We start from the raw sequence: 18545 nt of genomic DNA, 5'->3' as shown, positions 1-18545 counted from the left end.
CGCACCGGCGGCGCCACCGCCGACGGGATCACCACCGACGGGATCACCACCGACCAGGCGGGCGGAAGGAGCGCGGCCGGCCCAGATGCTGCACCCGCCCGTCGAGGTGATGCGCCCGGCCGCCGTGGCCGCCGTCCCGCCCGCCGACGGCCTGGGCGGCGGGGGCGTGCAGTACGAGCTGAAGCTGGACGGCTTCCGCTGCGTCGCCTTCGCCCGGGGCGGGCGGCCCGCGTACCTCCAGTCCCGCAGCGGCCGCGACCTCGCCCCCGAGTTCCCGCCGATCGCCGCCGCCGTCGCCCGGCTGCCGGAGGGCCTGGTGCTGGACGCCGAGCTGGTCGCCTGGCGCGACGGCCGGTTCGCCTTCGGCGAGCTGCTGCGCACCCGCCGGGCCCGCGCCGCCGCCACCGGGGTGGCACTCGGCCTGATCGCCTTCGACCTGCTGGCGCTGCCCGGCCGCGACGTACGGGCCCTTCCGCTCACCGACCGCCGCCGGCTGCTGCTCGCCGCCCTCGCCGACGTCCCGCCGCCGATCCGGCCGGTCATGGCCACCACCGACCGGGCGGAGGCGCTGGAGTGGACGGAGCGGCTCGCCGACACCGGGGTGGAGGGGCTGGTCTGCAAGGCCGCGGCGGCCCCGTACCGCCCGCGCGGCGCGGGCCGGGTCTGGGTCAAGTACCGCCGCGGCGACACCCTCGACGCCACCGTCCGCGCCGTCACCGGCCCGGCCGCCCACCCGCACGCGCTGATCCTCCAGCTGGACGACGGCCGGGTGTTCCTGACCACCCCGAGGCTCACCCCGGTCCAGTCCCGCGAGGTCGCCGAGCTCGCCCGCCCCCTGCTCGGCCCGCCCGCCACCGACCCGGACCACGGCCCGGTCCACCCGCTGACCGCCCCGCTCCGCGCCGAGTTCACCCTCACCGGCCGCCCGCCGTCCGCCACCTTCCTCCGCCTCCGCGGCGACTGACCCCGCCCTCGCTCCCCTTGCTCACCGCCTCCGTTTCGCCGCCGCGTGGGCGAACTCCGTCACGAAGGCGTCGTCGAACAGCGGCAGGTCGCCCGGCTTGCGGCTGGTGACGAGCGGGCCGGGGCCGTCGTGGCAGACGTGGACCGGCTCGTCCACCCAGTGGGCGCCGGCGTTGACCAGGTCGGTGCGCAGGCTGGGCCAGGAGGTGAGGGTGCGGCCGCGGACGGCGTCGGCCTCGATGAGCGTCCAGGCCGCGTGGCAGATCGCCGCGACCGGACGGCCGGCGGCGCAGTAGGCGTGCACGAAGGCGACCGCCGGGCGGTCCAGGCGCAGCCGGTCGGGGTTGGCGACGCCGCCGGGGAGGACCAGCCCGTCGTAGGCCGCCGGGTCGGCCTCGGCGACCAGGGCGTCCACGGCGAAGGTGTCGCCCTCGGCGTGGTGCCGGACGGTGCGGACCCGGCCCTCGGCGGTGGACAGCAGCCGCGGGGTGCCGCCGGACTCGGCGACGGCCTGCCAGGGGTCGGTCAGTTCGACCTGTTCGGCCCCGTACGGTGCGACCAGGAAGGCGATCACGCGTCCGGTGAGCGTGGTGGACGGCCAGCCCATGGCGTGGTCGCTCAGCGCGGGTGCGGGGCGGTCAGGTCGACGGCCGCGGGCGGAGCGGAGCTGAGCCTGGCGCGCGGGCAGTCGAGGTGGACGGCGCGGTCGAGGTGGTCGAGCCGGGCGACCAGCCCGGCCGGGACGAGCACCCGGGTGCCGGGCACCCAGGGGTCGGCGTCGACCAGCAGGTGGTCCCCGGCGTCCTGTTCGACCCGGCCGACCGGGCCGTCGGTGGCGAGCACCTCGTACCCGACCAGCGTGAGCTCGGCCGCGGGATGGGAGCCCGGGCGGTACTCCCACAGGTCGGTGGTCATGGTGTCACGCCTCCGGACGGTCCCAGGGCCGCCGTTCGCGGCGCTCCCGGCGTTCCCGGGCCTCCGCCGGGTCCACCGCTTCGGTGCCGCCGCGGCCGGCGCGTCGGCGGCGCAGCAGCTCGGAGGCGGCGAACGCGGCCGCCACGGTGGCCGCCCAGACCACGCCGAGCGCGACCAGTACGGCGGTGGCCGGGGTCCGCAGGCCCACGCCGAGGCAGATCATCGTCATCACCAGGGCGGTCAGCACGACCCCCGCCGAGAACCTGCGCCCGATGCCGCGGAGCACGCCCCGGACCCGGCTCGGCGGCTCGGCGCCCATGGTGCTCAGCTTCCGGTCGAGCCGTGTGTCCTGGCGCAGATCGGACTCGATCTCCTCGAGGAGCCGCCGCTCCCATCCGCTCAACGCGGGTCCGTCCATCTCGGTCACCTCCGACACTTCGGGTGACGTGCTCGCACCCGGGCGGTTGCCCGGTACGGGCTCGCGCTAACCGTTCCGGGCACCGCCTGTTCCGGCGCCGACGGGCCCGAACGCCCGGGGGCGGGCGAGCAGGCTGTCGTCCAGGACGCTCAACAGGGCGGCGGCGTCGCGGTGGACCTCGGCCGCGCCCGCCGCCCGCAGCTCGGGGCCGGTGTCCCGGCCGGCCGCCAGGGCGACGCACGGCACCCCGGCCCGCCGCGCCGCCCGGACCTCGCGCACACTCCCGGCGACGGCCACGGCGTGCGAGGGCCTGCCGTCCACCAGGTCCAGCGCGGCCCGCACCGGGTCGCCCCCGGGGTCGGCCACGGCCAGGGCCGGAGCCCCGGCCGGCCCGGGGCCGGTCAGCACGACCGTCCAGCCCCGTACCGCGCACTCGCGCAGCAACTCGGCACCGCCGGGCAGCGCGGGCTGCCACCAGTCGGTACCGAAGAGAGCCGCCGAGACCACCGTCATGACCACCGCTTCCGTTCGCGGGCGACGCACCGAACGCTCTCCTCCAGGTTAGGTCGCTCCCCCGCCGCGCGCGCAGCCTGCGCCCCGTGGATCCGCGGCGGGGGGCCGTGGCAAGGAGCCATGGCGGGGGGCCGCGCGGCCGTCGGTTCGCGCCGCCCGGGCCGCCGCTCCGCGCGTGCGCCGTCGCTCCGGAGCGCGGGCCGGGGCCGGGGCGGGGGCGGCGGCCGCGCGCCGGGGCCCGTCGTGCGGTGCGGTCCGCGAAAAGCCGCTGGTCCGGGGCTGCCCGCAGGCCCTAGGGTGTCGCCCCGTCACATTGGTCCAGTCCAGGAGTCCGTCCCCGATGCCTTCGCCCGCCCTGTACCGCTCGCCCAGACCCAGCTCCACCGCCGCCACCGTCCTGCTCGCCGTGTGCGGCACCGCGACCCTCGCCTCGCTCGCCGCGGGCTTCCGCCTGTACGGGGAGGCGGGGGAGTTCGCCGCCGACTCCGACCTGGCCGACGAGTCCGCGCTGACGGACGCGGCCCTGCTCTACGACAACGTCAGCCTGGTCCAGACGCTCACCCTGCTGGCCTCGGCGGTCGCCTTCATCACCTGGTTCCACCGGGTGCGGGTGAACGCGGAGGTCTTCGACCCGAGCGGGCACCGGTTCAAGCGCGGCTGGGCGATCGGCGGCTGGTTCACCCCCGTGGTCGCCCTCTGGTTCCCGTTCCGGATCACGGTCGACACCTGGACGGCCAGCGCCCGGCCGGACGCCTCCGGGGTGCGCCTGCCGCACCCCCAGCCGCTGGTCAACCTCTGGTGGGCCACCTTCTGGCTGGCCAACGCGACCGGCCGGTTCGGCGCCAACTACCTGAACTCGGCGAAGTACCCGGACGACTACCAGACCGCCCTCGGCTGGCTGCTGGCCTCCGACGTGCTGGAGGTGGTCGCCGCCGTCTTCGCCGTCCTGGTCGTCCAGCGGCTGACGGCCATGCAGGAGGAGCGCTTCGCCGAGTCCACCGCCCACGCGTACGCGGTCCGCGGCGGGACCGTCCGGGGCTGAGCCGTTCCGCCGGCCGCGGGCCCGCGGCCGGGCGCTCAGTCCGTGAACGGGTCCGAGGCCAGCCGGGCGTGCAGGTGCTCGTCCGTGTAAACGCCCCCGCCGTAGGTGTAGGAGGCGCGCAGGGTGCCCTCGTACGGGAAGGCGGCCCGCTCGGCGACCCGGCAGGAGGCCTCGTTGCCTACGGCGTGGTAGAGCTCGATCCGGCGGGCGCCGGCGTGCTCCACCGCCCAGCGGGTGACGGCGGTGGTGGCCCGGGTGGCCAGGCCCCGGCCGCGGGCCGCGGCGAGCAGCCAGTAGCCGACCATGGCCACGCCGTCGTCCCGGTTGCTCCACCCCAGGTAGGCGTTGCCGCAGAGGCTGCCGTCGGCGGCGTCGATCACGGCGAAGGAGGCCGCGCTGCCGTCGGCCCAGCCTGCCTCGCAGCGCTCCAGGTAGGCCTGCGGGTCGACCGGGCCGGTGGCGCTGAGCGGGTTCCAGCGGGCGACGGCCGGGTCCGCCGCGGCGGCGAGCAGGGCGGGCACGATTCCGCCGGCCACGTCGAGGCCTGGCCCCCACGGGCGCAGCACGGCGTCGCCGAGGTCGAGGACGGTGGGGCGGAACAGCCGCTGGGCGGTGCCGGGATCGCTGATGGTCATCCCGTCTTCCTATCCCCCGCTCCCGGGGGCCCGCCAGCGAATATTCCGGTGCCCGACTTCGCCCGCCCGCTCCGCCCTCGTGGACGGAGCGGGCGGGCGGAGCGGGCGGGCGGACGGGGCGCGGTCAGATCCGGGCCAGGTAGCCGTTCTCCACCAGCCAGAGCACGTTCAGCTTGGCCGGGCCGCCGGGCAGCAGGGTGGCGTCGAGCTGGTACTGGAGGCCCCAGCCGGGCTGGTTGAACCAGGGAGCGATCGGGCCGGCGTGCACCGTGAAGGCCTTGACCACCTTGTAGTCGTGGTAGTTGCAGGCGGCCGGCGGGGTGCCGTCCAGGCTCTGCGGCGGGAGCGCGCGGCTGGCGTAGGGCAGGCCCTCGGGGGCGAGGTAGGCGCCGTACTCGCTGCCGTAGCGGTCGATGTTCTGGTTCGGGTAGAGGGTGAGGTCGAACTCGATCGGGCTGCCGTCGGGCAGGGTGACGTAGCCGTCGGCCGGCGGGTATATCCAGCCGCCCTTGCCGCCGTTGCCGGCCGGGTCGTAGTACTTGGCCAGGAAGTCCTGCTCGCCCGCGCCGCCGGTGCGCTGGTAGCCGACGAGCTGGCGGCCGACCGGCCCGGCGGTCGGGAGGTCGGCCGGGCCGAGGCGGGCGTCGTCGTGGCGGAAGGCGGCGGAGCACTGGTCGGCGGGGGTGGCCGCCGGGGCCGCGACGGCGGCGGGGACGGTCACGGCGGTGAGGGCGGCGGCCGCGGCGAGCGGCGCGACGAGCAGGCGAAGGCGAAGGCGCACGGTGTCTCCGTCGAACGGGTCAGCGGTCGAAAAAGGAGCCACGGAGGAGCGTTCTGCTCACCCTCTGTGGCTGGTTCGACACCAGGCAATCGGATCATCTGATCATTCGTCAACATGATCCGTGCGACTGCGCGTTCGACTCAGCGGATTCGGCCAAAGCCGGGACACCGGGACCGCCCGTCCGCGAGGATGAGCGGTCCGGCGCGCCCGGGTCACTTCCCCGGGGCGACCCGCCCGAGCAGGTGGAGCAGCCGGTCGAGGGCGTCCTTGGAGTTCGGCTCGGTCAGGTTGGCCATCAGCCGGAACGCCGCCTTCAGCAGCGCCGGGTGGCCGAGCCCGGCCGCCCCGGCCGCGCCGCGCAGCTTCGGGCGGCCCAGCATGTCGGCGGCCAGGCGGCCGAGCGCGAAGTAGCCCGCGTAGGCGGAGCGCAGCGCCTGCGGGTAGGCGCGCAGGGCGAGTTCGCGACCGCGGTCGGTGCGGCGGGCGAGGGCCTGGACGATGGTCTCGGCGGCGTAGCGGCCGGACTCCATCGCGTAGGCGATGCCCTCGCCGGTGCCCGGGCTGACCGTCCCGCCCGCGTCGCCGATCAGCAGCAGACCGTCGGCGTAGTGGGGCGCGCGGTTGAGGCCCATCGGCAGGGCGGCGCCGCGGATCGGCTCGGTGACCGCGTCGGGGGTGTAGCCGTACTCCGGGGGCAGGCCGTCGCACCAGCGCCGCAGCACCTCGCGCCAGTCCGCCTCGGTCCCGGCGGTGTCGAGGACCCCGAGGCCGACGTTGGCGGTGCCGTCGCCCATGCCGAACACCCAGGCGTAGCCGGGCAACTGGCGCCGGGCCCGGTCGTCGGGGTCGCGCAGGTCGAGCCAGACCTCCAGGTAGCGGTCGTCGTGCCTCGGGGTGGTGAAGTACGTCCGGTAGGCGACGCCCATCGCGCGGTCGGTGCGGCGGTAGCGCCGCATCGCCACCGACAGCCGGGTGGAGTTGCCGTCGGCGGCGACCACGACCGGGGCCCGGTAGGCGACCGGCCGGCGCTCCTCGCCCAGCTTGGCGGTGACGCCGGTGATCCGGCCGGTCCGCTCGTCCAGCGTCGGGCCCGTCACATTGGCGCGTTCGACCACCCGGGCTCCGAGCGAGGCGGCCTTGCGGGCGAGCAGTTCGTCGAAGTCGGCGCGGCGCCGGACCAGTCCGTACCCGGGGTAGGCGGAGAGCTCGGGCCAGTCGAACTCCACCGAGCGGTGCCCGGAGATCAGCCGCAGGCCCCGGTTGTGCAGCCAGCCGGCCTCCTCGGAGACGTCGATGCCGAGGTCGGTCAACTGCTTGACGGCGCGCGGGGTGAGGCCGTCCCCGCAGACCTTCTCGCGCGGGAAGGCGGACTTCTCCAGCAGCAGGACGTCCAGTCCGGTCCGGGCGAGGTGGGCGGCGGCGGTGGAGCCGGCCGGTCCGGCGCCGACCACGATGACGTCGGCGCTCCCCCCGTCCTGGACGGCCTCCCCGCCACTGACGGTCTCCTCGGGCCGGACGGTCTGCTCTGGGCCGGGCATCGCACTCTCCCACGGGTCGGATCGGCTGTCCGCGCGACGGAGTCCTCGGACTGGGCGGTTCCGGACGGACGATAGAGAACCCCGGCGCCCGCCCGCCGCCCCGACACGCAGGCCGCCCCGCGAACCGGCCAATACCGGCCACCCCTGCCGTACGGGTCCACCCGCCACGCCGGATCCCGGACGCAACCGAGCCCCCGGCCCGCGAGCAGCAGCGGGACCAGGGGCTCTCCGTCGTTCCGCGGCGCGGACCCCTCGGGGGGATCAACGGCGGTCGCGCCGGGTTCGACGAGGGCCCCGACCACGGGGGCGGACCGGGGCCCTCATCCGGTACCACGGCCGGCACCGCCTCCCGGGTTCACCACTGGTCTCACTAGTCCCACTGACACCACCGGCACCACCCGATCCGGCCCCGGGAACGGCGGAAGCCCCTGACCGCACGGGGGAACGTGGCAGGGGCTTCCACTGTCGACTACGGCCGGCGGGCCCTCACGGGTTCAGCGCCAGCACCACGTACCCAGCCAGCACCGCCAGGTGCACCGCGCCCTGCAGCGGGGTCGCCCGGCGCGGGATGACGGTGAGGGTGAGCAGCACGATGGTCAGGCTCAGCAGCACCATGTGCGCCGGGTCGAGGCCGAGGACGAGCGGGCCGGAGAGCCAGGTGGAGGCGATCGCGACCGCCGGGATGGTCAGGCCGATGCTGGCGAGCGCCGAGCCGAGGGCGAGGTTGAGGCTGGTCTGCACCCGGTTGCGGACGGCCGCGCGCAGCGCCGCGATGGTCTCCGGCAGCAGCACCATCATGGCGATCACGACGCCGACCACGGCGTGCGGCAGCCCGGCGTCGTCCACCGCCTTCTCGATGGTCGGCGACACGCCCTTGGCCAGGCCCACCACCGCCACCAGGGCGACGGCGAGCAGCAGCAGGCTGATCCCGGCGGCCCGGAGGGTGGGCGGGGAGGCGTGCTCCTCCTCGGCCAGCACCCGGCCCTCGGGGGTGACGGGCAGGAAGTAGTCGCGGTGCCGGACGGTCTGGGTGGCCACGAACAGGCCGTAGACCACCAGCGAGGCGGTGGCCGCGAAGGTGAGCTGGGTGGTCGAGAACTGGGGGCCGGGCGAGCTGGTGGTGAAGGTCGGCAGTACCAGGCTGAGGGTCGCGAGGGTGGCGATGCAGGCCAGCGCGGCGCCGGTGCCCTCGGCGTTGAAGACGGCGGTCCGGTACTTGACGGCGGCGACCAGGATGGACAGTCCGAGGATGCCGTTGCAGGTGATCATCACGGCGGCGAAGACGGTGTCCCGGGCCAGGGTGGAGGACTTGTCCCCGCCGTCGGCCATCAGCGTCACGATCAGCGCGACCTCGATCACGGTGACCGCCACGGCGAGGACCAGTGACCCGAAGGGCTCCCCCGACCAGTGCGCGATCACCTCCGCGTGGTGCACGGCCGACAGCACGGCGCCCACCAGGAAGCAGGCGACCACCGCCACCACCCAGCCGGGGAGTTCCTTGTGCCAGGTCAGGGCGAGGACGAGGAACGACACCACCGGGACGACGACGGTCCATTGCGCGAGAGCCGCGCGGAGCTTCGTGATCATGCCGCCGAGGATCCCAGACCGGAGGCCCGTCACCCGGGTGCCCGCGCCGGATACATAGGGATGTGGCATAACTCATCCCAATTCGGCAGTCACCCACCGTAGCCATGAAGGTACTGAAGCACTTTGTCGATATGTTGCCGAAGCCGTTCCGGGACGCCCCCGGCGGTCGCCACGGTCTTGTCGCTGGTCCGGTAGGCCGCCGCGACCAGGGCGGGCAGGTCGTGGGTGAAACCGTGGCGCTTTATCTGCTGGTCGAGCCAGCAGGCGTAGTTGCCCATCGCGGCGATCGCGTCGCCCGGGTCCCAGTACGACTTCGGACCGGCGTGGGTGGCGGCCTTGCCCCAGGCCTCGAAGACGGAGGGCGTCCACAGGGCGATGCCGTACTCGCCGGTCTCCGGGCGGGCGGCCTTCGGGTCGAAGCCGCTCTCGGCCTTCAGCATGGCGGCCAGCAGCGCCGGGGTGACCTCCGGCTCGGGGCAGCGCCGCGCCGCGGTCTCGATCATGCCCCGGTAGGCCACCGGGACGTCCGATCCGGCCGGGATCGCGCCGGGCGGCGGGGGCGCCGCGCGCTCAGCCGCGCCCGGACCGCCGGACTCCGGGCCGCCGGCCAGGGCGAGGACGGCGAGCCCGCAGGCGAGCAGGCCCGCGCCGGACCGGACGGCGGCCTGGACGGCGACCCGGACAGCGGCCCGACGGCCCCGGCCCGGAACGGCGGCGGCCCGGGCGACCAGCGCCGCCAGCCCGGCCGGCCCGGTCCGGGTCCGCTCCTCCCGCCCGGGGGCGAGGCAGGCGGCGACCACCGGCCGCCAGCGCACCGGCAGCGCCTCGTCCAGCCGCAGCGGCGCGGCGCCCCGCGCGTACGCCTGGGCGGCCAGCGAGCGGGCCCGGCTGGTGGCGCCGAGGAAGGGGTGCAGGCCGCCGGTGAGCACCTGGTGGGCGATCACCCCGAAGGCCCAGACGTCGGCGCTGGGGCGCAGCGCGATGCCGCGGGCGCCGGTGCGCTCGGACCACCACTCGGGCGGGACGTGGTCGGGCGAGCCCAGCGGCGGGGCGTAGGCGTGGGTGCCCTCCAGCTCGGCCGTGAGGCCGAAGTCGGCGATCTTCGCGGTGCCGTCGGGCATCAGCAGGACATTGGCCGGTTTCAGGTCCCCGTGCACCCAGCCGACCCGGTGCATGTGGCTCAGCCCGGCGCAGACCTCGGCCAGGATCCGCTCGGCGCCGGGCACCGCCGCACCGGGGCGGGCCTCGCCCAGCAGGTCCTGGAGGCTGCCGGCGGCGCGTTCCATCACCAGGGCGACGGCACCGTCGAGCGCCGGATGGTCCGGGTCCTCGACGGTGGCCACGGCGAGGGTCCGGATCAGGTGGGGGTGGTCGGCGCGGCGGCTGAAGCGCTGTTCGCTGCGGGCCATCCGGGCCACGGTCCGGCGCTGGCCGGGGGCGAACCGGGCCGCGCCGAGGATCTTGACGGCGGCCTGGCTCCCGTCGGGGCCCTCGGCGGCGTACACGCTGCCCCAGGCACCCGCGCCGAGGAAGGCGCCGAGGCGGTAGCCGGCGATCGGGTAGCCCTCCGGGACCGCGAAGGACGGGCCCCCGGACGGCCCGCGGTCGGAACCCGGCTCGGGCTCGGGGTCGGAACCCGGCTCCGGCCCGGGCTCGGACCGCGGCGACGGCTCCGGCTCGGACCGCGGCGACGGCTCGGACGGGGCGCCGGGCGTCACGGCCGGGCGACCGGGCGCCGGGGCGGGAGCAGGGCCAGGTGCTCCTCCCGGACGAGGTCGAACTTCAGCGCCAGCGCCACCAGTTCCTCGCGCTTGCCGCCGGCCGGCCCTTCCTCGTACGGCTCGCGCAGCCGCAGCTTGGTCTCCACCAGGTAGTCGATGTGGTAGTTGACCGCCGAGCGGCTCAGCCCGCGGCAGCCGGGCAGGGCGCGCAGCCGGGCGAGCACCTCGGTCACTCCGGGGACGGCGGCGGCGGAGGGTGAGCGCAGCCGGGGCTCGCAGAGCGCGAGCAGGACCAGGAAGTACTTGGCGGTCGGGTCCAGGGCGAACGGGCTGACGGTGTGCTCGCCGTCGGCGCCGCCTGGCCGCCCGTCGAGGTAGGCGTGCTGCGGGGCGAAGACCTTGAAGGCCGCGGGCTCGCCGAGCGCGGGCAGCAGCACCCGGGAGAGTTCGAACGGGACGGGGGCGCCGAGCCGGCCGGGCGCGACCTTGACGTGCTCCCCCGCGCCCTCCAGGTTCTCCACCACGTAGGTGGCCGAGGTGCTGAAGTTGGACAGCCGCCAGTAGTCCTCGGCCGCGACCACCTCCCCCGCCCGGCGGGAGACGCCCTGGTCGGGCAGTGGGATGGGGACCGGTCGGCCGGGCTCCCCGCGCCCGAACACCGCGGTCTCGCCCGGGCCCATCCGCAGCAGACCGGGGGCCCCACCGGGCCTCATCCCGGGCCCGGGGCCGGGCAGTTGGACGATGACCGTGTCCACGCGGCACCTCCGTGGGATCGGGTCGATACCTCCGTGGGATGGGGTCGATGGTATCCGTCCTATTCGCCCCGGGGGCAAACCCGCCACCCGGACGGGTGAGGAACCGCCCTTTTCCACCCATGAACTGATCATCCGTCAGGACTGGAGTTGTCCGTGTGCTGAACAGATGAGGAATGGTTGCAGGATGTAGTTGAACGGTCACCATGAGTGTGACGCAACGCACACACAACACGTTCACGATGTGTGCAAGACTCATCTCAAGGAGTGAGATTCCCTTAATTTCCAAGGAGGTTCGTATCATGCGCGCTCGGATCGCAGCTGTGGTGATGGCGGCGGCAGGGATCGCCGGCCTGACGGCGGCCCCGGCCATAGCGGCCACCGCGACGTCCGACACCGACACCGCGCTCTGCGCCACGGTGCTCAACCAGCCCTGCATCTCGCACCAGGCCGACGGCTCCGGCATCGTCGGCGTCGCCCAGGTCAGCGCGGACCCGGGCCAGTTGACGCTGGTTCGGGTCGAGGTCCGCACCCAGGCCGCCTGGGGCAGCCCCTGGGAGGCGGTCGCCTCCGCGACCACCGTCCGGTTCGGCTCCGCCAAGGCGGTCACCCCGCGGGTGACCGCCGGCGCCCCCCGCATGATCTGCGCGACCGCCGGCCCCGCGCTGGACGTCGCCAAGCAGGTCACCACCTGTACCCACCCGTTCTGATCGCGGGGCCGCCGAGGCACCGCACCCGCCACCCCCACGCCGTCCGTACGACCGGGCAGCCGTCCGGACGACCAGGGGGCGGGAAGCAGTAGAGGACACCACCACCGGGGCCGGCCGCCGGGACATCCCGTCCCGACGACCGGCCCCGGCCATGCCGATCGGGCGGCAGCCGTCCCGATCAGGCAGAAGAGGCGGTGGCGGAGATCATCCGGAACGCGGACCCGGGTGGACCTGGGGCACCCCTTCACGGCAAACTGGTCTAGACCTTGGAGGTCTAGACCTCAGCCTCGCCTCAGAACGGTGGACCCAGTATGGAAATCGTGATCGTCCCTGACGCCCGTGCGGCCGGCGAACTCATCGCCGCGGCGATCACCGATCTGCTGACCGACAAGCCCGACGCCCTGCTCGGCGTGGCCACCGGCTCGACCCCGCTGCCGATCTACCAGGCCCTGGCCGAGCGGGTCCGCGACGGCCGACTGGACGCCGCCGAGGCGCGCATCTGCCAGCTGGACGAGTACGTCGGCCTGCCCGCCGGCCACCCGGAGTCCTACCGCTCGGTGGTGCTGCGCGAGGTCGTGGAGCCGCTCGGCCTGACCGAGGACTCCTTCCTGGGCCCGGACGGCAACGCCTCCGACATCGCCGCGGCGGCCACCGCCTACGACCGCGCGCTGGCCGAGGCCGGCGGCGTCGACCTCCAGCTGCTCGGCATCGGCACGGACGGCCACATCGGCTTCAACGAGCCCTGCTCCTCGCTCTCCTCCCGGACCCGGATCAAGACCCTGACCCGGCAGACCCGCGAGGACAACGCCCGCTTCTTCGACAGCCTCGATGAGGTGCCGCACCACGTCATCACCCAGGGCATCGGCACCATCCTGGAGGCCCGCCACCTGGTCCTGCTCGCCACCGGCGAGGCCAAGGCCGAGGCCGTCGCGCTCGCCGTCGAGGGCCCGCTCTCCGCGGTCGTCCCCGCCTCGGCGCTGCAGCTGCACCCGCACGCCACCGTCGTGGTGGACGAGGCGGCCGCCTCCCGCCTCAAGCTCGCCGACTACTTCCGCGACACCTACGCGGCCAAGCCGGCCTGGCAGAAGCTCTGAGCACTCCCGGGCAGCGGCCTTGACGGCCGTTTCGCCGTACGGAGACGCCGCTCAGTACCGCGAGCACCGCTCAGCATGGGAAGCGCCGCTCAGCCTGAGAGCACCGCTCAGCGCGGGGAGCACCGCTCAGCACGGGAAGCGCCGCTCAGCGCTTGCGGAGCCAGTCGGCGAAGGCCGCCAGGCCCGGGCCCGGGTCGCGGCGGCCGAGGCCGATCCGGAACCGGTCGGCCGGGGTCGGGGTCAGCTCCGAGCGGAAGATCCCGGCGGGCAGCAGCAGCACGCCCGCCTGCTCGACCAGCGCGGTGCAGAACTCCTCCACGCCGTCCGGGCCCAGGTAGCGCGGGAAGGCGACGCAGCCGCCGTCCGGCGCGCGCCACTCGAAGAGGTCGGCGAACTCGGCGAAGAAGGCGTCGAACAGCGGCAGGTTCCCGGCGATGATCGCGCGGTTGCGCGCCAGGATGCGGTCGCGGGCGGTGATCGCGATCCGGGCCAGCACCTCGCTCGGCGCCGAGTTGCAGATCGTGGTGTAGTGCTTCGCCCGCTCCAGGCGCGAGCGCAGCTCCTGGTCCCGGCAGGCGATCCAGCCGATCCGCAGGCCGGGCAGGCCGAGCGACTTGGAGGTCACGTTGAGCGAGAGGGCCCGCTCGGAGAGGTCGGCGGCCTGCGGCAGGGCGCGGGCCGGGTCGCGCTCCAGGCCGCGGTAGACCTCGTCCGAGAACAGCCGGATGCCGCGCTCGTCGCAGAGCTCGGCCAGCCGGACGAAGTCGGCGGCGTCGATCACCGTGCCGGTCGGGTTGTTCGGGAAGTTGACCGACAGCACCCTGGTGTTCGGCCGCAGCGCCGCCTCGACCGCGTCCAGGTCCAGCGCCCAGTCCCGCTCCGGGTCCAGCGCGACGCCGGTGACCTCGCAGAGCGAGAGCGGGACGGTCTCGGCGGACTGGTAGTTCGGGGTCAGCACCACCGCGTGGTCGCCCGGTTCGAGCAGGACCTGCATGGCGAGGTTGAGCCCCTCCTGGGCGCCGCCGAAGCAGATCACGTCGTCCTCGCCGACCCGCTCGTACATCCCGGCGACGGCGCGGCGCAGCCCGGGGTCGCCGAAGGTCTCGGTGTAGCCGAGGGCCAGGGTGTCCCAGGCCTCGCGGTCCTCGGGGCCCGCCAGGGCGAGCAGCTCGGCCGTCGTCATGGTCTGCGCGTCGGAGGCGGTGAGGTGGTGGCGGGCGGTGAACTCCCAGCGCGAGAAGTGGGTTTCGAGCCGGAAGTCGGGGAGCCTGGTCACTGGTGGTCCTCCTCGCCGGGGCCCGCGGGGTGCTGCTTGAGCTCGGCGAGCAGGCTGTAGGCGCTGGAGCGGGAGATCCGCAGCGCGGTGGCGACGACGGGGACGGCGCGCCGGACGGCGAACACGCCCGCCCGGTCGAGTTCGCCCAGGACGGTGAGCCGGTCCTCGCGGGTGAAGCGCTCCAGCGGGCGGCCCTGGGCGCGGACGTACCCGCCGACCACGTCGTTGATCCGCTCGGTCCAGTCGCGCTCGAAGAGCGGTTCGGGGCGCGGCGCGGTGGGGGCGGCGAAGCCGGCCAGCAGGGCGGCGGCCTGCTCCAGCGGGCCGCGGTCGAGGTTGACGCAGAGCACCGCAATGGGCTTCCCGTCGTCGTCGCGCAGTACGGCGCTGACGGAGGAGAGCCGGCGTCCGTCGGGCAGCAGCTTCGCGTACGGGCCGTAGACGTCGGGGGCGGAGGGGTCGATCCCGTCGAGCTCGCCGAGCAGTGACGGGTCGCCGGGGGCCCGGGGGGTCATCGGGTTCCAGACGGCGAGGACCCGGTCGGTGGCGGTGTCGTGCAGCACGACCTCGGCGTACGGGCCGAGCAGCAGGGCCACCGCGCGGCAGACCGGGGACCAGGTCCGTACGCGGGGGTCGGGGTTTTCCGAGGACATGCCTGGACTGTACGTCCGGCTCGGACACTTGGTCCAGGGCTTTCACGCCCCGGGCCCCGCCGGAGGGTTCCGGCGGGGCCCGGGGCGGCTGCCCGTGCGCTACTTGCAGGTGATCAGCAGCCCGAGCACCGCGGAGCAGCTGCGGGTGGCCCGGCTGGTGGCGGGCGACGGGTCGGCGGGCGCCCCGGCGGTGCGCGCCACGGTGACGTCCCAGCTGCGGAGCAGGGTGAGCAGGCCGACGCCGACCGAGAAGTGCCGGGTGGTGCTCGCGCCCTTGGCCAGCGGCGCGGTCAGCGCGCAGCTGAGCTTCCCGGCGGCGACCGTGCAGTCGCCGGAGGTCGTGGTCAGCCCGGCGGGCAGGTCGGCGGCGACGGTGGCCGTGGTCACCGGGTCGGGGCCCTGGCCGGTGAGGGTGACGGTGTAGTCGACCCGGCTGGAGAGCAGCCCGGTGACCGGGGTCGCGGTGAGCGCGACGCCCAGGTGGGCGGCGGGAGCGGTGTAGGTGAAGCGGTCGGCGGCGACGGCCGCGCTGGTGCCGCCGGGCCCGGTGACCCGCACGTCCACGGCTCCGGCGAGAGTGGTGGCGGGGGCGGTCGCGGTGCAGCTGGTCTTCGTGCAGCTGAACGAGGTGGCGGCACCGGCCGCGCCGAAGGTCACGGCGGTGGCGCCGGCCAGGTCGGTGCCGGTGATGGTCACCGCGGTGCCGCCCGTCCCGGAGCCGCCGTTCGGGCTGATCGCGGTCACGTCCGGCACCGGCAGCGGGAAGGTCACCACGTCGACGGCGCTGCCGGTGAAGTCGGCGAGGTAGCCGTGCCGCCCGTCGGCGGTCAGGGCCAGGCTGTACGGGCTGGCGCCGACCGGGACGGTCGCGGTGACCGTCCGGCTCGCGGTGTCCACCACGCTCAGGGTGTTGTCGGCGTAGTTGGAGACGTAGGCCGCCGTGCCGTCCGGGGAGACGGTCACCGCGTAGGGGCCGGAGCCGACGGCGACGGTGCCGAGGACCGTACCGGCCGCGGTGTCGATCACGGCGGCGGTGCCGTCGTCGCCGTCGGCGGTCCACAGCCGGGTGCCGTCCGGGCTGAGCGCGAGGCCGAAGACGCCGTGGCCGACCGGGACGGTGCCGCTCACCGTGCCGCTCGCGGTGTCGACCACGGTGACGGCCTTGGCGCCGGACGCGGCGACGTACAGCCGGGTGCCGTCCGGGGAGACGGCCAGGCCGTGCGGCTCGGCGCCGACCGGCACGGTCGCGGTCACGGTGTCGGACGACGTGTCCAGCACGCTGACGGTGTTGGCGGCGGCGTTGCTCACGTAGGCGCGGGAGCCGTTCGGCGCGAGGGCGAGGCCCCAGGGCTGGGCGCCGACCGGGACGGTCGCGGTGACGGCGTCGGTCGCGGTGTCCACGACGCTGACGGTGTTGTCCAGGTGGTGGGTCAGGTAGGCCCGGTGCCCGTCGGGCGACACGGCCACGGCGTACGAGCCGGACCCGGCGGTGAAGCCGCCGGACACGGTGTTGCTCGCGGTGTCGAGCACGCTGACGGCGCCGCTGCTCTGGCTGGTCACATAGGCGTGGCCGCCGTCCGGCGTCAGCGCGACGCCCGCCGGGTACGGCGCCACCGCCAGGTGCGCGGCGACGGCCGGCGGCGGTGTGACGGCCTCGGCGGTCGCGGGCAGCGACAGCAGTGCGGCCGTGGTCGCGGATATCGCGGCCACGGCCGTCCGGGTACGACGGGGTGTGCGGGGTGTTCTCACGGGTCTCTCCAACTGCTCGGCACGGACGAACGTGTGGTGGTGCTGTGGTGGGTTCGGAGCCGGGGGAAGCGTAGAAGCCGCCCTGACTTTCCGTCAGGGAGTGACTACTAATGTCGCCAAATGTTCAGATCCGATCACCGCGCGAGGGTGCACGGACCCGCCACGGCCCCGACCGGGCCGAGGGCTCCGGATCGACGTGACCGGGGTCTCGATCGACGTCGTGCAGAAAATTGGAGTTGCGGAGTCGCATTCGATAGCGTTCCGAACGTGAGGCTGACCAAGAGCACCGACATCGCCCTGCGGATCGCCATGCGACTGGCCGTCCTGGGCGAGGGCGACAACCCGACCACCCGCGAGGTGGCCGCGTCCGTCGGCGTGCCGTACACCCACGCGGCGAAGGTGGTCAGCCGACTGCAGCACCTGGGCGTGGTGGAGGCCCGGCGCGGTCGCGGCGGCGGGCTGATGCTCACCTTCGCCGGGCGGACCGGTTCACTCGGACTGCTGCTGCGGGAGCTGGAGGGGGTCGGCGACGTGGTCGGCTGCGAGGACGACCCGCCCTGCCCGCTGCGGGCCGCGTGCCGGCTGCGCGGAGCGCTGCGGGGCGCCCAGGAGGCGTTCTTCGCCGCGCTCGACCACCTCTCCATCGACGACCTGGTGGCCTCCCCCACCGGGCCGGTCCTGCTCAGCCTCACCGCGAGACCCGCCGACACCGCCTGACCCACCGGCGTCACCGGCACCGCCTGACCCACCGAGACTGCCGGACCCACCGAGACCGCCGGACCCACCGGCCGATCGGCCCACCGGGGCCGCGCGCCTCTTTCACAGCCTTTAATGCGAATCTCAAATACCAGTTAGGAGCCCGACTGATGCTGTCCGCGAAGTCCACCGAGGTCATCGAGGCCACCCTGCCCGTCGTGGGCGCCGCCATCGGCGACATCACCCCGCGCTTCTACGACCGGCTGTTCGCCGCGCACCCGGAGCTGCTGCGCGACCTCTTCAACCGGGGCAACCAGGCCAACGGCACCCAGCGCGAGGCGCTGGCCGGCTCGATAGCCGCCTTCGCCACCGCCCTGATCGCCGACCCGGACCAGCGGCCGGACGCGATGCTCGCCCGCATCGCCCACAAGCACGTCTCGGTCGGCATCGACAGCAGCCAGTACAAGATCGTCCACGAGCACCTGTTCGCCGCCATCGTGGAGGTGCTCGGCGAGGCCGTCACCCCCGAGGTCGCCGCCGCCTGGGACGAGGTCTACTGGCTGATGGCCAACGCGCTGATCGCCGTCGAGGACCGGCTGCGCGCCGAGGCCGCCGCCGGCGGCGACCCGGCCGACCTGTGGCGCCCCTACACCGTGATCGCCCGCCACCAGGAGACCGAGGCCGTCACCAGCTACCTGGTCCGCCCCGCCGACGGCCGCCCCGTCCCGGCCTTCCGCCCCGGCCAGTACGTCTCAGTGCGCACCGAACTGGCCGACGGCGCCCGGCAGATCCGCCAGTACAGCCTCTCCGGCGGCGCCGACGGCGCCCTGCGCTTCAGCGTCAAGCGCGAGGACGGCGGCGAGGTCTCCGGCCACCTGCACGACCACCTGAAGGCCGGCGACCCCGTCGAACTGGCGCCCCCGTTGGGCGACATCGCCCTGGCCGACGGCGACGGCCCGGTGCTGCTCGCCTCCGCCGGCATCGGCAACACCCCGATGACCGCCATGCTCGACCACCTCGCCGCCACCGGCTCCACCCGGCGGATCGTCTCCGTGCACGGCGACCGCGACCAGCTGAGCCACGCCTTCCGGGCCGAGCTGGCGCGGCTCACCGCCGGCCTGCCGAACGCGGACTCGCACGTCTTCTACGAGCGGCCGCTCGGCGAGTGGCCGGCCGAGCGCACCGGCCTGGTGGACCTCTCCACCGTCGAGGTCCCGGCCGGCACCACCGCCTACCTCTGCGGGCCGCTCCCCTTCCTGCGCGCCGTCCGCGAGCAGCTGCTGACCGCGGGCGTCCCGGCGGCGGACATCCACTACGAGGTGTTCGGGCCGGACCTCTGGCTCGGCGCCTGAGGCCCTGAGGCCGTGAGGCCCTGAGTCCCGGAGGCTGACGTCCCCGGCCGAGGTCGCACGGCCGAAGTCCCACCGCGGCACCGGTCCGCTCGGTACGATCACGAGCGGTCCGGTGCCGTTCGGCTTCCGGCGTCCGGCAGTTCGACCGTC

The 18545-nt window shown here is 74.9% G+C and carries 19 protein-coding genes; 6 read left to right on the top strand and 13 right to left on the bottom strand.

Going from position 1 to position 18545, the window contains the following annotated elements:
• Window positions 1-85 precede the first annotated feature (85 nt).
• A complete protein-coding gene (locus ACLWS4_RS09580; RefSeq protein ID WP_416873960.1) occupies window positions 86-964 on the top strand; it encodes a DNA ligase in 879 nt (292 codons plus the stop codon).
• 21 nt (window positions 965-985) lie between these two features.
• Here ACLWS4_RS09580 and ACLWS4_RS09575 read toward each other — a convergent pair whose 3' ends face one another.
• The 4 genes from ACLWS4_RS09575 to ACLWS4_RS09560 form a co-directional block, all read right to left on the bottom strand.
• Window positions 986-1570 carry a type 1 glutamine amidotransferase domain-containing protein gene (locus ACLWS4_RS09575; RefSeq protein ID WP_049660559.1) on the bottom strand — a complete coding sequence of 195 codons (585 nt, stop codon included), beginning with the start codon at window positions 1568-1570 and terminating at the stop codon, window positions 986-988.
• A gap of 11 nt (window positions 1571-1581) precedes the next feature.
• Entirely contained in the window at window positions 1582-1878 is a 297-nt protein-coding gene (locus ACLWS4_RS09570) for a PRC-barrel domain containing protein (RefSeq protein WP_416873792.1), read from the bottom strand.
• 4 nt (window positions 1879-1882) lie between these two features.
• Entirely contained in the window at window positions 1883-2296 is a 414-nt protein-coding gene (locus tag ACLWS4_RS09565) for a DUF3040 domain-containing protein (protein WP_147409348.1), read from the bottom strand.
• Window positions 2297-2362: 66 nt separating this feature from the next.
• Entirely contained in the window at window positions 2363-2839 is a 477-nt protein-coding gene (locus ACLWS4_RS09560) for a hypothetical protein (protein ID WP_143204671.1), read from the bottom strand.
• Window positions 2840-3149: 310 nt separating this feature from the next.
• On the opposite strand from ACLWS4_RS09560, the gene ACLWS4_RS09555 reads away from it, so the two are divergent.
• The gene (locus ACLWS4_RS09555) at window positions 3150-3851 is read left to right on the top strand and encodes a DUF4328 domain-containing protein (protein ID WP_416873791.1); all 702 of its coding nucleotides are present in this window, start codon (window positions 3150-3152) and stop codon (window positions 3849-3851) included.
• Window positions 3852-3886: 35 nt separating this feature from the next.
• Here ACLWS4_RS09555 and ACLWS4_RS09550 read toward each other — a convergent pair whose 3' ends face one another.
• The 6 genes from ACLWS4_RS09550 to ACLWS4_RS09525 all read right to left on the bottom strand — a co-directional run bounded on the left by ACLWS4_RS09550 (window position 3887) and on the right by ACLWS4_RS09525 (window position 10868).
• On the bottom strand, window positions 3887-4486 hold the full coding sequence (locus ACLWS4_RS09550) for a GNAT family N-acetyltransferase (RefSeq protein ID WP_416873790.1): 600 nt from the start codon (window positions 4484-4486) through the stop codon (window positions 3887-3889).
• Window positions 4487-4610: 124 nt separating this feature from the next.
• Window positions 4611-5267: a TNT domain-containing protein gene (locus ACLWS4_RS09545; protein WP_074004920.1), complete on the bottom strand. Its 657-nt coding sequence runs from the start codon at window positions 5265-5267 to the stop codon at window positions 4611-4613.
• 212 nt (window positions 5268-5479) lie between these two features.
• Entirely contained in the window at window positions 5480-6805 is a 1326-nt protein-coding gene (locus ACLWS4_RS09540; RefSeq protein WP_049658498.1) for a geranylgeranyl reductase family protein, read from the bottom strand.
• Window positions 6806-7291: 486 nt separating this feature from the next.
• Window positions 7292-8392, bottom strand: coding sequence for a calcium:proton antiporter (locus ACLWS4_RS09535; RefSeq protein ID WP_074004922.1), 1101 nt, complete (start codon window positions 8390-8392; stop codon window positions 7292-7294).
• A gap of 89 nt (window positions 8393-8481) precedes the next feature.
• Complete coding sequence (locus tag ACLWS4_RS09530) at window positions 8482-10110, bottom strand: protein kinase domain-containing protein (protein ID WP_416873789.1); 1629 nt, start codon at window positions 10108-10110, stop codon at window positions 8482-8484.
• Window positions 10107-10868: a serine/threonine protein kinase gene (locus ACLWS4_RS09525; RefSeq protein WP_387826296.1), complete on the bottom strand. Its 762-nt coding sequence runs from the start codon at window positions 10866-10868 to the stop codon at window positions 10107-10109. The genes ACLWS4_RS09530 and ACLWS4_RS09525 overlap by 4 nt, the downstream gene beginning before the upstream one ends.
• Before the next feature lie 299 nt (window positions 10869-11167).
• On the opposite strand from ACLWS4_RS09525, the gene ACLWS4_RS09520 reads away from it, so the two are divergent.
• Both ACLWS4_RS09520 and nagB read left to right on the top strand, forming a co-directional pair.
• Window positions 11168-11575 (top strand): hypothetical protein, encoded by a 408-nt coding sequence (locus ACLWS4_RS09520; RefSeq protein WP_375873729.1) that lies wholly within the window; start codon window positions 11168-11170, stop codon window positions 11573-11575.
• Window positions 11576-11886: 311 nt separating this feature from the next.
• A complete protein-coding gene (nagB, locus tag ACLWS4_RS09515) occupies window positions 11887-12669 on the top strand; it encodes a glucosamine-6-phosphate deaminase (RefSeq protein ID WP_049652442.1) in 783 nt (260 codons plus the stop codon).
• Window positions 12670-12814: 145 nt separating this feature from the next.
• On the opposite strand, the gene ACLWS4_RS09510 is transcribed toward nagB, so the two are convergent.
• The 3 genes from ACLWS4_RS09510 to ACLWS4_RS09500 all read right to left on the bottom strand — a co-directional run bounded on the left by ACLWS4_RS09510 (window position 12815) and on the right by ACLWS4_RS09500 (window position 16308).
• Entirely contained in the window at window positions 12815-13945 is a 1131-nt protein-coding gene (locus tag ACLWS4_RS09510; protein ID WP_416873788.1) for an aminotransferase class I/II-fold pyridoxal phosphate-dependent enzyme, read from the bottom strand.
• On the bottom strand, window positions 13942-14598 hold the full coding sequence (locus tag ACLWS4_RS09505; RefSeq protein WP_416873787.1) for a helix-turn-helix transcriptional regulator: 657 nt from the start codon (window positions 14596-14598) through the stop codon (window positions 13942-13944). The genes ACLWS4_RS09510 and ACLWS4_RS09505 overlap by 4 nt, the downstream gene beginning before the upstream one ends.
• A gap of 99 nt (window positions 14599-14697) precedes the next feature.
• The gene (locus ACLWS4_RS09500) at window positions 14698-16308 is read right to left on the bottom strand and encodes a beta-propeller fold lactonase family protein (protein ID WP_416873786.1); all 1611 of its coding nucleotides are present in this window, start codon (window positions 16306-16308) and stop codon (window positions 14698-14700) included.
• Between the two features lie 306 nt (window positions 16309-16614).
• On the opposite strand from ACLWS4_RS09500, the gene ACLWS4_RS09495 reads away from it, so the two are divergent.
• Entirely contained in the window at window positions 16615-17064 is a 450-nt protein-coding gene (locus ACLWS4_RS09495; protein WP_049652449.1) for an RrF2 family transcriptional regulator, read from the top strand.
• Between the two features lie 149 nt (window positions 17065-17213).
• A complete protein-coding gene (locus tag ACLWS4_RS09490; RefSeq protein WP_416873785.1) occupies window positions 17214-18395 on the top strand; it encodes a globin domain-containing protein in 1182 nt (393 codons plus the stop codon).
• Window positions 18396-18545 lie beyond the last annotated feature (150 nt).

The sequence above is a fragment of the Kitasatospora sp. SC0581 genome (assembly GCF_048159585.1).
Lineage (GTDB): Bacteria > Actinomycetota > Actinomycetes > Streptomycetales > Streptomycetaceae > Kitasatospora.
This window is presented reverse-complemented; position numbering and strand designations above follow the sequence as displayed.